General features: G+C 33.0%; 15 protein-coding genes and 2 tRNA genes. 7 read left to right on the top strand and 10 right to left on the bottom strand.

Annotated elements, in window-relative coordinates:
- Positions 1-67: 67 nt before the first annotated feature.
- The 6 genes from artQ (at position 68) to ACGH47_RS05950 (ending at position 4390) form a co-directional block, all read left to right on the top strand.
- The gene (gene artQ, locus ACGH47_RS05925; protein ID WP_411589893.1) at positions 68-799 is read left to right on the top strand and encodes an arginine ABC transporter permease ArtQ; all 732 of its coding nucleotides are present in this window, start codon (positions 68-70) and stop codon (positions 797-799) included.
- A gap of 9 nt (positions 800-808) precedes the next feature.
- Positions 809-1486, top strand: a complete 678-nt coding sequence (gene artM, locus ACGH47_RS05930; RefSeq protein WP_411622958.1) for an arginine ABC transporter permease ArtM — start codon at positions 809-811, stop codon at positions 1484-1486.
- 1 nt (position 1487) lies between these two features.
- Positions 1488-3323 (top strand): excinuclease ABC subunit UvrC, encoded by a 1836-nt coding sequence (gene uvrC / locus ACGH47_RS05935; RefSeq protein ID WP_267350989.1) that lies wholly within the window; start codon positions 1488-1490, stop codon positions 3321-3323.
- A 106-nt stretch (positions 3324-3429) separates the two neighbouring features.
- On the top strand, positions 3430-3984 hold the full coding sequence (gene pgsA, locus ACGH47_RS05940) for a CDP-diacylglycerol--glycerol-3-phosphate 3-phosphatidyltransferase (protein WP_267350991.1): 555 nt from the start codon (positions 3430-3432) through the stop codon (positions 3982-3984).
- Positions 3985-4207: 223 nt separating this feature from the next.
- Positions 4208-4295: transfer RNA gene (locus ACGH47_RS05945), tRNA-Leu, on the top strand.
- A 19-nt stretch (positions 4296-4314) separates the two neighbouring features.
- Positions 4315-4390, top strand: a tRNA-Gly gene (locus ACGH47_RS05950).
- 287 nt (positions 4391-4677) lie between these two features.
- Here ACGH47_RS05950 and ACGH47_RS05955 read toward each other — a convergent pair.
- Positions 4678-5058, bottom strand: a complete 381-nt coding sequence (locus ACGH47_RS05955; RefSeq protein ID WP_411622959.1) for a VOC family protein — start codon at positions 5056-5058, stop codon at positions 4678-4680.
- 127 nt (positions 5059-5185) lie between these two features.
- Here ACGH47_RS05955 and ACGH47_RS05960 point away from each other — a divergent pair, with 127 nt between their 5' ends.
- The gene (locus ACGH47_RS05960; protein ID WP_411622960.1) at positions 5186-6157 is read left to right on the top strand and encodes a helix-turn-helix transcriptional regulator; all 972 of its coding nucleotides are present in this window, start codon (positions 5186-5188) and stop codon (positions 6155-6157) included.
- Positions 6158-6379: 222 nt separating this feature from the next.
- Here ACGH47_RS05960 and ACGH47_RS05965 read toward each other — a convergent pair whose 3' ends face one another.
- The 9 genes from ACGH47_RS05965 to ACGH47_RS06005 all read right to left on the bottom strand — a co-directional run bounded on the left by ACGH47_RS05965 (position 6380) and on the right by ACGH47_RS06005 (position 17148).
- Positions 6380-7894 (bottom strand): tannase/feruloyl esterase family alpha/beta hydrolase, encoded by a 1515-nt coding sequence (locus ACGH47_RS05965; RefSeq protein WP_411596665.1) that lies wholly within the window; start codon positions 7892-7894, stop codon positions 6380-6382.
- A 267-nt stretch (positions 7895-8161) separates the two neighbouring features.
- A complete protein-coding gene (locus tag ACGH47_RS05970; RefSeq protein ID WP_411622961.1) occupies positions 8162-9007 on the bottom strand; it encodes a hypothetical protein in 846 nt (281 codons plus the stop codon).
- A 257-nt stretch (positions 9008-9264) separates the two neighbouring features.
- On the bottom strand, positions 9265-10095 hold the full coding sequence (locus tag ACGH47_RS05975) for a carboxypeptidase-like regulatory domain-containing protein (RefSeq protein ID WP_411622962.1): 831 nt from the start codon (positions 10093-10095) through the stop codon (positions 9265-9267).
- 8 nt (positions 10096-10103) lie between these two features.
- On the bottom strand, positions 10104-12917 hold the full coding sequence (locus ACGH47_RS05980; RefSeq protein WP_411622964.1) for a phage tail protein: 2814 nt from the start codon (positions 12915-12917) through the stop codon (positions 10104-10106).
- Entirely contained in the window at positions 12887-13105 is a 219-nt protein-coding gene (locus ACGH47_RS05985) for a hypothetical protein (protein WP_220217144.1), read from the bottom strand. Before ACGH47_RS05985 ends, ACGH47_RS05980 begins: the two co-directional genes overlap by 31 nt.
- Positions 13105-13344 carry a hypothetical protein gene (locus ACGH47_RS05990; protein WP_411596669.1) on the bottom strand — a complete coding sequence of 80 codons (240 nt, stop codon included), beginning with the start codon at positions 13342-13344 and terminating at the stop codon, positions 13105-13107. Before ACGH47_RS05990 ends, ACGH47_RS05985 begins: the two co-directional genes overlap by 1 nt.
- A gap of 9 nt (positions 13345-13353) precedes the next feature.
- Positions 13354-14139, bottom strand: coding sequence for a phage BR0599 family protein (locus tag ACGH47_RS05995; protein ID WP_411596670.1), 786 nt, complete (start codon positions 14137-14139; stop codon positions 13354-13356).
- The gene (locus tag ACGH47_RS06000) at positions 14123-15301 is read right to left on the bottom strand and encodes a hypothetical protein (protein WP_411596671.1); all 1179 of its coding nucleotides are present in this window, start codon (positions 15299-15301) and stop codon (positions 14123-14125) included. The genes ACGH47_RS05995 and ACGH47_RS06000 overlap by 17 nt, the downstream gene beginning before the upstream one ends.
- Positions 15302-15531: 230 nt before the next feature.
- Entirely contained in the window at positions 15532-17148 is a 1617-nt protein-coding gene (locus ACGH47_RS06005) for a hypothetical protein (protein WP_411622965.1), read from the bottom strand.
- Positions 17149-17277 lie beyond the last annotated feature (129 nt).

Here is a 17277-nt window from a genome sequence, read left to right on the forward strand (position 1 = left end):
TTAATTTAAATACGGTTTTTTTATGTCAGACTTTTTAGCATATGCAATGAACTGGATAATGTCCTCAATGGACGGTTTTATCGTGCCTTTAACAAAAGCAACATCCATCACATTGTCATTAGCTTTTGTATCAATGATTGTTGGTATAGTTTTTGCTTTTATTTTCACAATTCTAGAATCCGTTCCATTTAAACCTGTTGCATGGCTAATGTCTTTAATTAGCCTTACGATTCGAGCACTACCTGAATTATTAATTGTCGTGGCAATCTATAATGGTTTACCATTTCTTTTAATGGCACTAGATGATGGATTTGATATGTCATTGATATTTACCTCAGTTCATATCCAAATGCATATAGCCAATACTCAGCCCGATCCGTTTTTATGTGGTGTCATTGCATTATCGCTACTTTATGCAGTTTATGCATCCCAAACGCTCAGAGGTGCATTTAAAGCTATACCAAGTGGACAAAAACAGGCTGCTCAAGTGCTTGGTTTAAGTAAATTTAGAACTTTCTTTCGTATTATCATGCCACAAATGTGGCGCCATGCTATACCAGGATTAAGTAATCAATGGTTGATATTATTAAAAGATACCGCACTAGTCTCAGCCATTGCAATCAATGATCTAATGATGCAAACCAAAACGATTATTGCACGAACTAATCAACCATTTCTATGGTATGCGATCGCAATGGTAATCTATTTGATTATTTCAATCTTAAGTCAAAAAGTGATTGAACGAATCGAAAAACGTGCAACTTATTTTGAACAACCCTCTTCTGCCAAAAGTTTGTAAGGTTAAATTATGTCTGATAATTTTGTTTATTATCTTAAAATCATCCTACAAGGTCTTCCTGACACGTTAAGTCTGGGAATTTTAGGTATCTTAACTGCGGGGCTTTTGGCTATCGTTTTTTCATGCTTATTATCACTTAATCATATTGTATTAACAAAGGTAATACGTACCTATATTATTATCTTTACGGGGTCTCCCCTATTAGTTCAGTTATTTTTAATTTATTATGGACCTTCACAGTTTGCTGACTTTTTAAGTCAATTTCCGACATTTTATGATCTCATATCTTCGCCTTGGTTTTGTGCTTATTTAGCTTTAACGCTTAATAGTGCGGCGTATACCACACAAATTTTTTATGGTGCTTTAAAATCTGTTCCACATGGACAATGGCAAGCTTGTGAGGCTCTTGGTATGAATAAACGACAAACCTTAAAAATTGTCATGCCTTATGCTTTAAAACGAGCCTTGTCCACCTATTCCAATGAAGTCGTTTTTGTTGTTAAAGGCACAGCCCTAGCCTCGATGATTCCGGTAATGGATATTATGGGGTATAGCAATCAACTTAATGGTGATTATTACGATTTTTCAATATTTATTGTTGCAGGATTCGTTTACCTCTTGATAAATGGATTATTAAGCACCATTATGAGGATAATAGAGAAAAAAGCCCTCACATTTGAAAACTAATATGAGCCAATTTGATTCAACATCTTTTTTAAAAACAGTCCCACATAAACCGGGCATTTATCAGATGTTTAATGATAAAGAGACGATTATTTATGTGGGTAAAGCTAAAGATCTGAATAACCGACTAAAAAGCTATTTTAATAGTAGTAAAAAAACACTGAAAACGGATATGTTAGTTAGCCATATCCATCGTATTGAATTTACGATTACAAATACCGAAACCGAAGCCCTACTATTAGAACAGACTTACATTAAAAAACATCAACCACGTTATAATGTTCTTTTAAAAGATGATAAAAGCTATCCTTTTATTAAATTAAGTAAAGAAAGACATCCACAATTATCACTTTATCGTGGGGCGATTAATCGCAAAAAAGATGAGTTTTTTGGTCCTTATCCTAGTGGATATGCAGTTAAACAGATTTTAGCGCTATTACAAAAAACGTTTCCGATTAGACAGTGCTTGAACACCACCTATCGGAACAGAACTCGCCCTTGCCTGCAATATCAGATTAAACGCTGTTTAGGACCTTGTGTGCCGGGATTAGTGAGTGATGAAGATTATAACGAACAAGTTAATTATGTGAGATTATTTTTATCAGGACAATCCGATCAGATCTTACAAAAAATCACTGAAGATATGCTAAAAGCAAGTAATGAACTCAATTTTGAAAAAGCAGCAGCATTACGTGATCAATTACAAGCCATTAAACATATCAACGAAAAACAAGCCATTTACAACAATAATGATAATTTAGATGTTATTGGCTTCCACTACGAGTTTGGTATAGCCTGTATTTATGTCTTATTTATCCGAAATGGACAAACCTTTGGGCATCGTTCTTATTTTCCTAAAGTACCATCAAATACTGAATTGGAAGAAGTAATAGAAACCTTTTTAGGGCAATTTTATTTACAAGGCAACCAAAATCGTAATATTCCGAAAAAGATCCTACTCAATTTTTCGTTGTCGGATAAACAACCCATGGAAGAGACACTGTCACTTATTGCTGAGCATCAAGTCAAATTGGTTGATGAGCCCAAAGGCGATAATTTAAAGTTACTCAATATTGCAACCGTTAATGCGCAAACTGAAGTGAAGAACAAATTATTAACCAATTCGTCAAATAAACAACGTTACGATGCACTTAAAACCTTTTTGGGCATTGATAAAATCAATCGTATGGAATGTTTTGATATCAGTCATTTCATGGGGAAAAACACAATAGCCTCTTGCGTTGTCTTTGATGATAAAGGTCCGGTAAAATCTGAATTTCGCCGCTACAATATTACGGGTATTACACCGGGTGATGATTATGCAGCAATGGAACAGGTATTAACAAGACGTTACAATAAAAAAGATCTACCCGATGAAAAAATACCTGATGTTATTTTTATTGATGGTGGTAAAGGACAGTTAAACCAAGCCTTACAAGTATTTGAAGGACTCAATGTTAATTGGGATAAACATCACCCTATTCTTGTGGGGGTGGCAAAAGGTGCTGAGCGAAAAGAAGGGCTTGAAACATTATTTTTTGAAGCGCATGGAACCGGACATTATCTTGATGACCATTCGCCTGCTTTATTGCTTATTCAACAAATTCGTAATGCATCACACGATCATGCCATTGTGGGGCAACGAAAAAAAGGGGTAAAACAGCTTACAGATAGTGCTTTAGAACATATTGAAGGAATCGGTTCAAAAAGACGGCAAGCATTACTTAAACACTTTGGTGGTTTAAGAGAATTAAAGAATGCCAGTATCGATGAAATAGCACAAGTGCAAGGAATCTCTAAATCGCTAGCCGAAAAAATTTATTTAAATTTACAACAATAACACATTGAAAAATTATAATATTTCAGGCAACATAAGCATTAAGAAACCCCGTTTTTTAATTTTTGTTAATCTATTGATTAATTAAACAAAAAAGAGCTTATGTCACATGAAAATTAATCTTCCTACTATATTAACGTTATTTCGAGTTATTTTAATTCCTTTTTTTGTGCTGGCTTTTTATTTATTTCCAACTGAATGGTCTGGTTTTTTTTCAGCATTAATTTTTCTTATTGCTGCAATAACCGATGTGTTTGATGGTTATTTAGCTAGACGTTTAGGACAAACAACCAAGTTTGGCGCGTTTTTAGATCCAGTTGCAGATAAAATTATTGTCACAATAGCCTTAATTCTGATCACTCAATATTATCAAGCATGGTGGATTTCCATTGCGGCTATAATTATCATTTCACGTGAAATCATCATCTCTGCTTTGCGAGAATGGATGGCTGAGGTTGGAAAACGGAGTAATGTTGCGGTTTCATCTATAGGCAAGTATAAAACTATCGCCCAAATGACAGCCCTAACATGGCTCCTTTGGCGCCCTTGCGATATTGTAATATATGCAGGCCTTGTCGCACTATTTATTGCAACAGTTTTAACGTTAATATCAATGGTGCAATATTTATGGATTGCACAAAATGATTTTTTCGATAATCAATAGGTTTCCAAATGATCGTTTTAAGACATAAATGATTAAAGCAATTTGCCATTTTAAAACGACCTATTTTGCTGATTATTAATACAATGGTGCAATTTACATTCAGAATAAAGTTAAACATTAATCAATCAAACAATTTATCTAAAATTTCTATTGACTGAAATGATAAGACAGGTAAAATGCACAGCATCCGAAACGCAATTACCTTTAGGTAACTAAGTTTTGAGCCCGGGTGGTGAAATCGGTAGACACAAGGGATTTAAAATCCCTCGGCCTTTTTGGCCGTGCGAGTTCAAGTCTCGCCCCGGGCACCATTTACTACACTTCTCTTATGCGGGAATAGCTCAGTTGGTAGAGCGCAACCTTGCCAAGGTTGAGGTCGCGAGTTCGAACCTCGTTTCCCGCTCCAATATCACATTCAATACAACCTATTGAAGTCAGAAAGGTTTCAATTTTGTTTAATACCTTACTTGTACTGAAATGAAATTTAAAAAATATATTTGTTTAAATACAACTATATTATTAACGTTTATTGCAAATTAAATTATCTCCTCAAACCCAATTAGATTTTCCCAAGCAAAATAAAATCCACAATATGCTTGCATACTCAACCACACTTTTTTCATGAAATGAATTCCTCATAAACAATGAGTGCATAATTCAGTCCCCATAGTTTTAATTTCTTAAGACATTATTCTACTCAAACTTTGAAGTATCGGTAGCGCAAACACGAAGTCGATGACCATCGGGATCATTTCCTACAAATGTGTATCCAAAATCGAGCATTTGAGGTTCAAGTTCAATTTTGACGTTTAGTTCCTTCCATGTCGAATAAATCTCATCTACATCATTTCTTGTTACATCACTAAATGACAACTCAAAACCCCCATAATGATTGGGTGCCTTTGGCGTTATTTTATCGGCCTCTTGAAGCCCCAAAATAAAACCATCATTCAATAAAAACACAGCAAAGCCAGGATAAGTTTCAACAGGTGGACGCCCTAGTATTTTTGTGTAAAACTCTGTGCTAGCATCGACATCTTTGACATAAACAATAACGCTATTAGGTTTAAACATTTTTTCTTTCCTTTTAGTGATAAAAATTAGTTCAATTAATTTTAGTTATCTCTATTTTGATGTAGCATTGCTGACAACTGTATGTCATATTTAAAATTCAATCTAAATTATTTTGCAAACATAAAGCATGAAAATTAATCGTATAATTACTACTATCATGGTATTGCTACAAAGAGAAAAAATAACTGGTAAAGAATTAGCAGAAAAATTAAATGTATCATTGCGGACTATTTACCGAGATATACAAGTTATCGAGGGAGCGGGTATACCCATTATTACCTATCAAGGAAGTGCCGGTGGAATAAGTATTTTAAAAAATTATAAAATTAGTGAAGGTCTATTTACTAAAGAAGATGTCATTGTTTTATTAAAAGGCCTTAACTTATTATCCTCACCGGTTTTAAAAGAAAGTGAAAATTTAAGAACATTCGAGAAAATAAAGAGTTTTTTATCAAAACAAGAACTTGATAAAGTGACAAATAACTTAAATCAACTTATTGTTGATTTATCGCCTTGGTTTTCCAAACAAAATATTGATAACAAAATATCTATTATCAGACTGGCACTGAAAGAACAACTGCTTTTATCGTTTGATTATTTAAGTATTAGGAATAAACAAGCGACACGTTTAATTGAGCCATATAAACTTATTTTTAAGGAAAAAGAATGGTATTTACAAGCTTTTTGTCTAACTAAAAATGACTTTCGTGTATTTAAATTGTCAAAAATGTCAAACCTTAGAGAAACTAACACTAAATTTATTAGGCAAACAACGCCTGAAGCATTTTCTTTATTCCAAACCGAAATGAAAAAAAAGATTTTTAAAATAAAATTATTAATAGATGAATCGCTTTTGGAACGTATTTTAGATTTTTGTGACGAAAAAGATATTAAGAAATTAAACGAACAACAGTATCTTGTAAATTTTGACTTTATTGATGATGACTACAGTTATGGCATTTTGCTGAGCTTAGGTCATCAATGTATTTGTTTAGAGCCTGAACATATACGTCACGAACTGGTTGAACGAGCAGAAAAAATAATTAAATCTTATAAAAAATCGGTCAATTCATTGATGATAAGTTATTCTATTAAATAACTTATCATCAATGAATAGTCTCGTACCATAAAATGGTAAGTCAAGGTCTAGTAATGAGTGGTTTGTATTGTACAATAACATGAACTAAAAAATTACATGCAAGTCTCCTATCACCAATCAAATGGATGAATCCAATAATTCTTACTCAATTCATTTTGGTAAACAGCCTTAAATAATAATGTCTTTTAAGAAAACAAAAAGATATCGTTTTTATATGGACTGTTACTGACATTCAAAATTAGCAGGATTATTGGTATTACCCTCACCTTTGTAAACTGTTTTTTGTGGATATGCACATAATGGTCGTTGCAAAGTAAGATTACCATTCTCTATTTTTTTGGCTGTTAGGGTTTTTGGCGGTTGTTGTTTTTCGACCCAATTTACCAGTGATTCAAAACCATTGATCTGGTCTGCACCATCACCACCATTACAATGATCAACGCCCGGTGCCATATAAAGCTTAACAAATTCATCCGTGTGTTTCTGTCCCCCCATTAATTTTACAACGTGATTGTAATAATGAATCGTCCCTTTGGGTGGGATTAAACGATCATCCCAACCATGCCAAATAATCATTTTTCCACCGGATTTTTTAAACTGACTCAAATCTGGGTTATCCGTTCCCATAACAGGTCTGAATAAATCGACTGATTCATTGAAATAATCGACAAAGCTTTGGTAGTCCATATTTTTCCAATCAAGATTTGGATTCTGAGCTATCCAATATTTAAAATAATCAACAGGGATTGGAAAAGGTTCATTACCAGCAAGAGCCTCTTGCGGTGCGGTTTTTTCCACACCAAACCATAAGGATTCTCCAAGTTGATTCGTCGGACCTTGCCAAATTTTTCGTAATGCTATAATTTCAGCATCATTAAAATTATGTTCTTTTAAAAAGTTATCAGAAATTTCTAATGCTGTTGGATCATTGATTATACCGTCTTTAATTCCATCTTGTTCATCAGCTAATTGAATTATTGCCTTTCGTAACATTATAAGTTTATGAGTGTCAATCGGATGCCCTAACTCCTTTTGCATAACAACTTGAGGCCACAATTCAGAAGGGATAAATTTGTCCCATTGAATAGCTGGTGCCACAATATAGATACCGTCATAATCAGCGGGAAATCTTTGCGCCTCCATTAATCCTTGTCGCCCTCCCGTTGAACAACCATTCCAATAAGAATAGTCAGCTGGTTTACCATAATACGCTTGAATAATTTGTTTAGTTTTAATTGTCATTTCGTGAACACTACGATAAGCAAAATCTGCTATCGTATCGGCTTGTAACTGATTGTTTTTGAATACAAAATAACCTTCAAACAGATTCCCACTATGTCCGGTATCTGTTCCCATTGCTGCGTACCCTCCTTGAACTGCAACAGCTAATTCGTCAAAAGGAATAAAACCAGCATATCCCCCTCCCCCAATGGCTTGTAAACGATGATTCCATTGAGTTGGCAACCAAACTTCAACGTTGATCTTAGGTTGAATCACCAATTCAATCCGACAAAGCTGAGGAAGTTGAGATATCTCTTTTGTATCCGCATTGCGCAATGAATCCGCTAAATTAGACGGCGGCGTAAAACGATCGGCAATAAGTTCTGTTTTGATAATTTTAGCATCATCAAATTTAAGGTTTACTAATGTTTGGCAACGTTCGTTATCATTAGCGTTTGCAAAATTGAAAGTACCAAAACAGCTTAATATCGTCAAAAATAATAGACAATGTTTCATTCTTACCTATCTCCCTGTGAATTTAATCATTTTTTTAAGTTTACAGATTATTAGTATTTTTATAAACGATAATATCAGTTTTACAACGTTATAGTTAGGCTGAAATTTTGGTTAAGTTTATTGCTGTATTTTAAATTTATTTTATAGTTTTGATAATTAAATCATAATTTTTATGTATGCTTAATGATAAAAACAGCCTCGTGTTGAGGCTAATTTATTATTTAATTGATTAATTTGATTTATAAAAAATACTCTATATTCTTTGGCTCAAACCTTAATATTATCTATAATAGCGGCATTTTTATTACCGGTTGCTTGATCAAAGGCTACGGCATAATATTCATGATTAGGTCTTATTCTTAAACTCACTTGACCATTTTCATCTGTGGTATAAGTCATCATGACTTCTCCCGTTTTTCTTAAACAAAGCTGAATTTCGCAATGAGATAAAAGGTTACCCTCTTCATCTTTTACCTGTGCGACAACATCTTTACGATTAACTAGCCAACTAATAATATCATTGACAATCTGTATTGCTTCTTCTGTTAATGGTCGGCTAAAAGGAAAACCGATAAAAGCACAATCGCTACCAAAAACTTCACCATTGACATTTAAACTGCCTTGGCGGAATATGGCGGTATTAATATAATAAGTACCATTATACATTTGATTGACTGATAAAATTTCAATTCCAAACTCTTTTTTTAAATCTTCTATTATCATAAATATTTCACCGCTTGAGCTATGTGCGATTGTTTCGTGTTTTCGATCACTTGTTAATACGTCACTAACATTGATTATCCTATTTAAATTTCCACTTGAAAAATACATAGGGTTTTTTGCCATTCCCAGTGACATAATACTGCCCGTACTATTTCTGGTTCCACCCGCTATAACTGGAATACCCTTTTTAGAGCAGTTTTTAATGCAAAATGATGTGGTATATTCTGTTCCATTTCGATAATCCATAATTAAATCGAATGTCGATAAATACTGTTCATTGTAATCTGTCGAGCTTGCTATACAAAAAGTAATGTCATGATAGGGATTTAGTGCGTCTATCATTGATTGCACTCTTATAAGTTCTTCACTGCATATAACAATTTTGGCCATTTTGACCTCCTGAAAAACGTAATTATAAAATTTAAAAGATTGATAAAAACAATTAACCATTCATTGAAAATATATGTTTATTAGCATGTACAAGTGATTTTTGATTCTAAACGTCGTTTTAATATCGTAATAAAATGAATGGTCGAATTGAGATGTTATAATTGGTTAGGTTAGAATTTTGGTTTTAAGTATTATTTAAAATTATCTAATAGGTTAATTTTATGGGACTTATATTGATATGTTATTATTATGATTAATCAAACTTTGATATTATCTATAATTACTGCATTTTTCTTACCATTATCTTTATCAAATGCAATGACATAGTAGCTTTGTCCAGAAAATACTTCAGCAGAAAATAAACCGTCTTCATTACTTGTTATTTCCGAAACTAATTCTCCTGTTTTCTGATCATATATTTTTACCTCTCTTGAAATTGGTTGATCTGTTTCATCCACCACTTTCCCCGATAGGGTTGTATAATTTTGAAAACAAAAATTAATAGCATTATCGAGCATTTTTATCGCATTTCTTGTTAAAAATTCACGATCTAAGAATGACATAAAAACACAATTTGCGCCAAAAGTTCCCCCATATGTATCGACCGTTCCTTTTTTAAATTGTGCACAAATGATAAAATCATCACGGTCATGATACATGGCACACAGTGCTTCACCCCCAGGTGCCATTGAAGAAATAGGAAAGGACGAACACCATGTTGGTTTCAAATAAGGGGCAAAACCCAATTTAGGGATCTTTTGTGTTATTAAAGATATTTTCAATGGTCTTAAGTAATTCCAATCATTAACTTGATGTTCATTTTGATCAAACATACCTAAATCTTTAGCTAAAGAAACTGTCGATGACGTCCCTTGCGCTACAATTGCAGGAATACCATTATCCACGCATTGTTTAATTACCTCTTTACGCGAATATTGGGTTGTTGATACGATTAAATCGTAGGTCATCAATTGATTATAAATGATACTGTTATCTATCAGATAATCAACTTGGTGACCTAACCCATCAAATACATTCTTGATGTCTTTTCGATAGGTGCTAGTAGATATAATTGCTATTTTTGCCATAATTTTTCCTATTTAATTTTGACTAGTAGATTATTTTTATCAATTGCTGATTGTTCTTCATGAATTTTAAAAATTAAGTCATTATAAAGTTCAATCGAATGAGAAAATGGTGTAAAACAATAAATATTATCGACAATACTTGATATTTGAATATCTAGCGTTCCCTGAAGATATTCAGAAACATCCAATTCAAATGTAGTAACATCAATAATTTGATCTACAATTATTCTTTTATTGAGTTTGATGGTCAGATGATATTTAACACCACTTTCTGGTGTAATATCGCTTTCATACCATCCAATAAGTTCTCCTGATGTTTGTTGAAGTCGATTTCTCGATGACCATTTGATGTAGAGTAGGTCGGTACTGAGTTTATCGGGAAAATAAAAATTATTTATCGTAACATTTGCAGGAGGATAAGGTTTTGCAGCTCGACCTTGAATATTAATCATTGCACCTGTCGCTAATGAAGGATCTAATGAATCAGTAGAAGTGTTTGTAATAATTCGGCAATCAACTTTATCACCTTGATAATATTCATCACTTTTTAATGATAATTGTCCCCCACAAAAATAGACTTTACTCCCTTTTTCATGTTTTTCTGGTAATGTGTCAAGACACCCTCTTTTGACGGTCAGCTGATTGTTAGAAAAAGATTGAACATATAAAATTTCGTTTCCAATCAAGATCCAGTTATAGTCTTGTTCTGGTGGATTAAAGTTGAGTGTAATAATTGATGTAACTTGATCAAGTTCATGCTCTATTAATCTCATTTCACAATCTATGATATTTTCTGGACTCTCAAAAGTATTCGAAAGAGATGTAACCAACTCACTATGAAAAGTCCCCTCTGGTGGCGATGCAATTGTTGCAGCTATTTGACCGATCGACTTATCATCTTGAATCATAAAATCAACTTCTCTTTGCCCGTAATTATAAACCAGTTCATAATAGGGACATTCCATAATAGCGTAATGTTCAGCTGGTTTAGCTAAATTTATATCGGTTGTAGGTATAATGACGGGTTGATTACTTACCACTGTCGATGATGGCAATGAAAACACATCTCTCATGCATTCAACGGTAACTTGATTACTTTTCTGAGTACCGTAATCAAGTGAAGTTACACGCATTACGGCTTTATTTAGCCCTAGCTGTGGCATATCCAATACAAAAACATCACCACGATTAAGCATTCTTCCGTCTAAATTAAGGGTTAATGAAACAGAAGCTAAATCTGAAGATAATGCGGCTAAATCACGAAGTGCTAGTCTAGAAGCTAATGAACGATTGTAAACCATATCATAAGTAACAGTCGTATTATTTTCACGTCCAGCCATCAAAATTAAAGCATCATCCCGAACAGTCACTGAACCTTGTTTATAGTCATTTGTTCTGTCTATAAAATTGACGGTAACCGAGTTAATCATCTCAGTGATGATATTTTTTTTAATATCGGAAATTTTGACTATATTCGTTTTATCAAAAAGAGGTAATTTTTCAATATGGTAGTCATTTCGAATTACTTTTATTTCAAATTGATTTGTTTTAGCATTTTGATATAAAACACAGTTTGCAGTATTTTCAATATTTTTCTTCAAATCTTCAAACTTACTTTGATCATTCCATATATAAGAAAGACCAAGTTTTTCTCGATAAAAGAGATCAGCAGCTTGTCTAAATGAATCTTCGTTAATGCTGTTCTTGATTAGGCTCGAATTAAAACCATTTTGCTGATTAAGTACTAATTCTCTTAGTATGTGAGCGGGATTCATATCTGCATTGAGATTATTGATTGCATTCATGATGGTATCATAAATAATGTTCGAATCGGTTCCCTTTATTACTGGTATCCCATCTTCTGGCGTATTATCAATTTTTGAACTTAATGATTTATTGGTATTATCAACATTGATACAAAATATATTGACATCATGTTCATCTTGTTCATTAAATTGACCTTTTTTATCAATCATATTATGAATTTCTTCATTTTTGATATGGTCAGCGTTTTCTAGTTCACCATCACTAACAAAAATACAACATCGATTCATTGTTTGATTGAATGTGTCTTTAAAGAAATTTATAGAATGAGATAACACATTTTCAAGATTTTCTCCGCCAACAATTTTTAAATTATCAATAAAAGATAAAAGACCTACAATATCGTTTTGAGAAACTTTTCTAACTAGTTTTGTTTGTGGATTTCCGCCTTGATAAGTGGTTATCAGAATATCTAATCTTAATGTCATCAAATCGATTGAAGTTGAAAGATTTTGTATAGCACGTTTCATCGCTGATTTAAGTGCTTGGATTCGCCCTCCACTCATACTCATTGAAGTATCCAATATAAAATGGATAGCTGTATTTGCACTTCCATTTTCAGTTCTTATTTCTGCTTTACTGTCATACCATTGTCGTGTTTTTTTGGAGTCTTGATAATGTATACGCTGAACAACTGCCGAAATATCTTTCATATAAGGGTTATTTCCCCAATAAAATTGTCGGAATACAAGACCCGCGACATGACGATAAGCCGGTACAATAGCTGATAATTTACTTGCCAAATAACTATTTCGATTATGTTGATGATGACCTGAATACACATCAACTGTACCTGATACACCACCTTCCCTTTTGTCACCACCGAATAATCCTTGTTTATTTATGGCTATTTGTCCATCTTGCACAGCACCTCGCCATGCTGTCCTGTCTGCTACGCTAATATTAGTCAATTTATCGATAGTGCCTTGACATAAAACCATACTGACTCCAGCGTAATATTTATAACCTACAGTTTGCTTTTTCTTACTTCCGCCCATGTTCTACGCTCCGCATGTTCTATAACTTGATTTGCCATTGCATCATTGGTTGATTTTAAAATTTCAGCATCTATTCCTTCTTTCAAAAATTGGTTCCAATCGAGTCCATGACGTTTAAAAAACTCCCGTCCACCACGACTACATTGTTTTACTGCAATCATATCGTCTCTGGTTACAATTATTTTCATTATTTTTTGCCACCTTTTTTTCTAATAGCTGACGTTTTTTTATCTCCAATCCAGGTATAAATTGGATTGGTTATCTTAACGGTACCAAATACAATGGGTATTCCCGTTCCTTCTGTTGAAGTTCCCGTTTTAAATTCATCAACTTCTATTTTTTGTTGATTTGCTTTGCCCTTTGAAGACACCATCCCAACGACCATTCCAACAACAACAGCAACTAATGCAGAAATTAAAAAAAACATATTTCGCTCCTAAACAATTGAATTACCGTTATTTAACGGTTCTAAAGGTAAATAAGGAAATCCACCATAATTGATGGTATTATTAAATGAATGACAAGAATTTAGGGTTCTTAAACAACCTTTGTACAGCGTAATTTGTAATATCCCTTTATTTAAATTGTCCAACAATTGCTGATTTTTTCTGATTAGGACTATTGATGATTGATTATGTTCTTTAATAAACGTCTGTTCGCCTTCAGGTGTCCTTAAAATACCTGCCGTGAAATAACCATTTTCAATTTCACGTTCAAATTCAACCGTGACGATATCATTTTCATAAGCTAACACAGTGCCTTCTACCTTAAAATCCTCTCTATTTAGACCACAATGTTCGCCATAAAGAGAATAACGACAATTACGCTGAATTTTTTCATTTACACCAGTTTGCCCTGAGCGTGTAATCAATAATTCAAATGTCATCACCATCTCTTTTTCTGATGTTGATGTCTGAGTTAAACGCCCACTCCATGACATCGTAGTCATATTTTTTTTATCGAGAATATAGATATCAACAAGTAAATGCTTCGTGATATCCGGGTTTATCCATGATTTCACGACTTCATTAGTAATTGGCATGGTTATATCAATTTTATTTTTGGAAATAGCGGCATCCCGTTTTATCGCTGTGCGATTGATGGACTCTTTTTTATATGTCTGATTATCAATATTTAGTTCACGCATACCATTGGTATAACGATATGTATTGATTCCATCATTAAAAACATATAATTCAGCTTGTTTAAAAATATTGATCATCGAAAACCTCGATTATTGGAATGTTAGATTGAGCTTGTAAATAGGTATCGTATTCAATTTGTATATCATCGGTGTCAAAACGACATAACATTAAGTGACTAATTTTTGTTATAGGCTTAGTGATAACTTGATCAATCGTTAATTGAATACTTTTACCCGTATTTTTAATATTGATAATTTTTACATACGAAACACTATCTGGATGAAATAATGCTAAATATTTAAATGATGGGTTAAATGATTGATTTTCTATATAAATCTTATCGCCTAATATATGTGTTTTAACAAGATTTTCATCGTTATCACATAACCAAAATGCGTTAAGTTTTCCTTCGATTCGATAAATAAATTTTTTAAAAGCCTGGATTTCTTTCAGTCCATCAAGGTAAAAAGTCAAAGATCGAGACAGCTTTGAATATTGCCAATTCTCAATTCGGGTAATTTTACCTAGATCATAATCAACAATTTCAATATCTTTTTGAATTGTTGATTCATTCACTCCATAACAATTATGCAATACTTCTAATCCAAGATACTTGATACCATAATTAGCGCCGCTGCTAAAATTCAATTCATGACTTAGCTCAACACTAATATCTATTTGACTTTCATACCCTGAAGTCGTGTATTTAGTATTAGTAAGATAACATGGCATTAATGGAAGAATATACGCTGCTTTATAATGATAATTTATCGGTTTTATATTGACCTGCTTTTCAACAGGAACTCTTTTTTTTAGTTCAAACACTAATTTGGTTTTTTTGGGTTCTATGAAAACAAATTCTAATGGATTTTGTTTTGGTAATTGTAGCCATTCATTTACTTCACTATGTTCAGCATTCTGGTAAATCAAAAACTTATCACCCACTTTTTGATTTAAGATATTAGGTATAGTTTTCTGACCTAATTCTAGTTCCCCAAGATATATTCCTGACAACCAATCTGGTATCAACCATATCTCAGTAAAATTATTTCTGAGTGAATTTAAATAATAGTTACGATTATGAATATGAGTTAAAAATGAGTATTCATAAGAAACTCGTGGTAAAGCACGTAAACCTATTCTGTGCTCTCTACCGTTTTTTGTTTCGATGATATCAGTTAGCCAGGAAAATGTTTCTTTAGCCCCTTTTATGGGTTGTTCTGTAATGATATTTGACATGTTGGCCTTCTTTAAAATAAGAATTAAGCAATTTTTGATATGTTGACAATGGTGAAAGGCTAGCTAAATGCGCTTTTGTTAATTTGTTCTTGAATGTTTATAAAGAAAAAGCGCCAATTGAGGCGCTTAATTTTATTAGTTACTCAAGTTTTAAATCCACTTTGATCTTATAACTATATCATTTGGGATTTTCAATTTTGATGCAATTTGGTCTTACTTAGACATTTTAATTAACAAGCTTTCACTATTGTTGCTAGTTCATCACCATTTTCTCGATTTATTTGCATTATTCGCTTGACACCTTCTTGAGTAGATAACCATTGCTGTGCACTGTCATTGTCATTGACTAATGCAATATTAATGATTGGGGCAATAGTTTGTAAGCTACTTTCAGCTTTTTCAGATGTTGAACTTTGATTTGTAATTTGAGGAACTTGTATGCTACTCATATCTCCACGTTGTAAGGCTTCAAGGTTATTAACCCCTATTCGTTGCGTTGCTGACGCATTCATCACAAATTCTTGTCCATGCACTAGTCCTGCTACCTGAGTTCGTGCCAGGTTCCCCGTATAACCACCTTTCATAAAGCCTGTTGATTGAGATCGAATGGCTGCGACATTCGCCATACCGGAAGTAATAGCCGCCGCCGCAGCTGCTGCACCCAGAGCCGGGCCTATATAAGGAATACCTGCCATAGATGCATAGGCAGCATTAGCAGATTGATAAGTATTTACAATGGCCTGTGCAATCGCTGCTGCTTTACCAACTTTAGCCATCGTAGCATTATTTGAACTTTGTAATTTTGCCACATTGCCAAAAAATTTATCTGCCTGACTTAAAATAACATCATTTTGTTTGGCCCAAACTTGTGCTCTTAATGATGCGGCAACCGACTGATCAAGATTGAATTTTTCTGTAAGAACATTTATTTGATCATACATCGATTGATATTGTTCAATCTGCAAACTTAATAAGCTCCAAGAGTTTTCGAACATTCCTGTAAATGGACTTCGACTATCTGTGTTCAACACGTTGATTATTTCATTATCATCTAATTCGGACAGACTTAAAGCATTAACCAAATCACTAAAATCTTGTTGCTTTTGTTTTTTTGAATTGTTCTCTAAGCCGTCTTTAATCGCAAGTATTCTCAAATATTCCTGATTCAATTCGATTGTTTTTCTTAATTCAGCATTTTGCTGTTGATTTAATATTAAACCTTTATTCATCAGATCTAGAGTGATACGATTAAATTCATTTTCTATAGCTCTTTCTTGAGAAGAGAGTTTCATCAGTTCCCATGTTCGCTCTAACTCTTTATTATAATTACCAAGTGGATCTATTGATTCATCATATTGCTGATTCAATAATGTCATATAGTCATTGTACTCATTTTGACTAATTGCTGCTTTTTGATAGATGCCTGCCAATTCTGATTGTTTTTTGTTGAATTCTGTTAGTTTATCATTTATTGGATTTAACGAACTTAGTAAAAGTTGTTCATCTGGAGTTATTAATGTGTTATCTGTATTTTTAGCTGTTGATTGATGTTGTGCTATCCCTGTATTTTTTGTTTTTGTCGTCAATGTATTGAAATTTTCATTTGGATTCTTCAATATTTTTGTACGATTTATTACAACCTCAAAGCTTTTTAATATTTCGTTACTTAAGTTTTTAATACTATCTTCAGCTTTCTTAAACGGATCTGTATTCCAACTATTTTTTAACAATGTTTTTAATTTGTTTAAATTTATTCTTGCTGAAACTGAAGCACTATCGATACCTTTTAGCTTTGTTTTGATTGAGGAAGGAATATTCTCTGAAAACTGTAATGTTTCAATTGGCATATAAACCCCTTTTTTGCCTGAATATAATCAAATTGAGGTACAATCTTTATTAACTAAGAAGTCTGTCTCTCATGTTGATATATTTTTAAAGCGCTGATTTAAATTATTTATAGGTAAACTTTTTTACAA

Source organism: Gilliamella sp. CG16 (assembly GCF_046635785.1).
Taxonomy (GTDB): Bacteria; Pseudomonadota; Gammaproteobacteria; order Enterobacterales; family Orbaceae; genus Gilliamella; species Gilliamella apicola_I.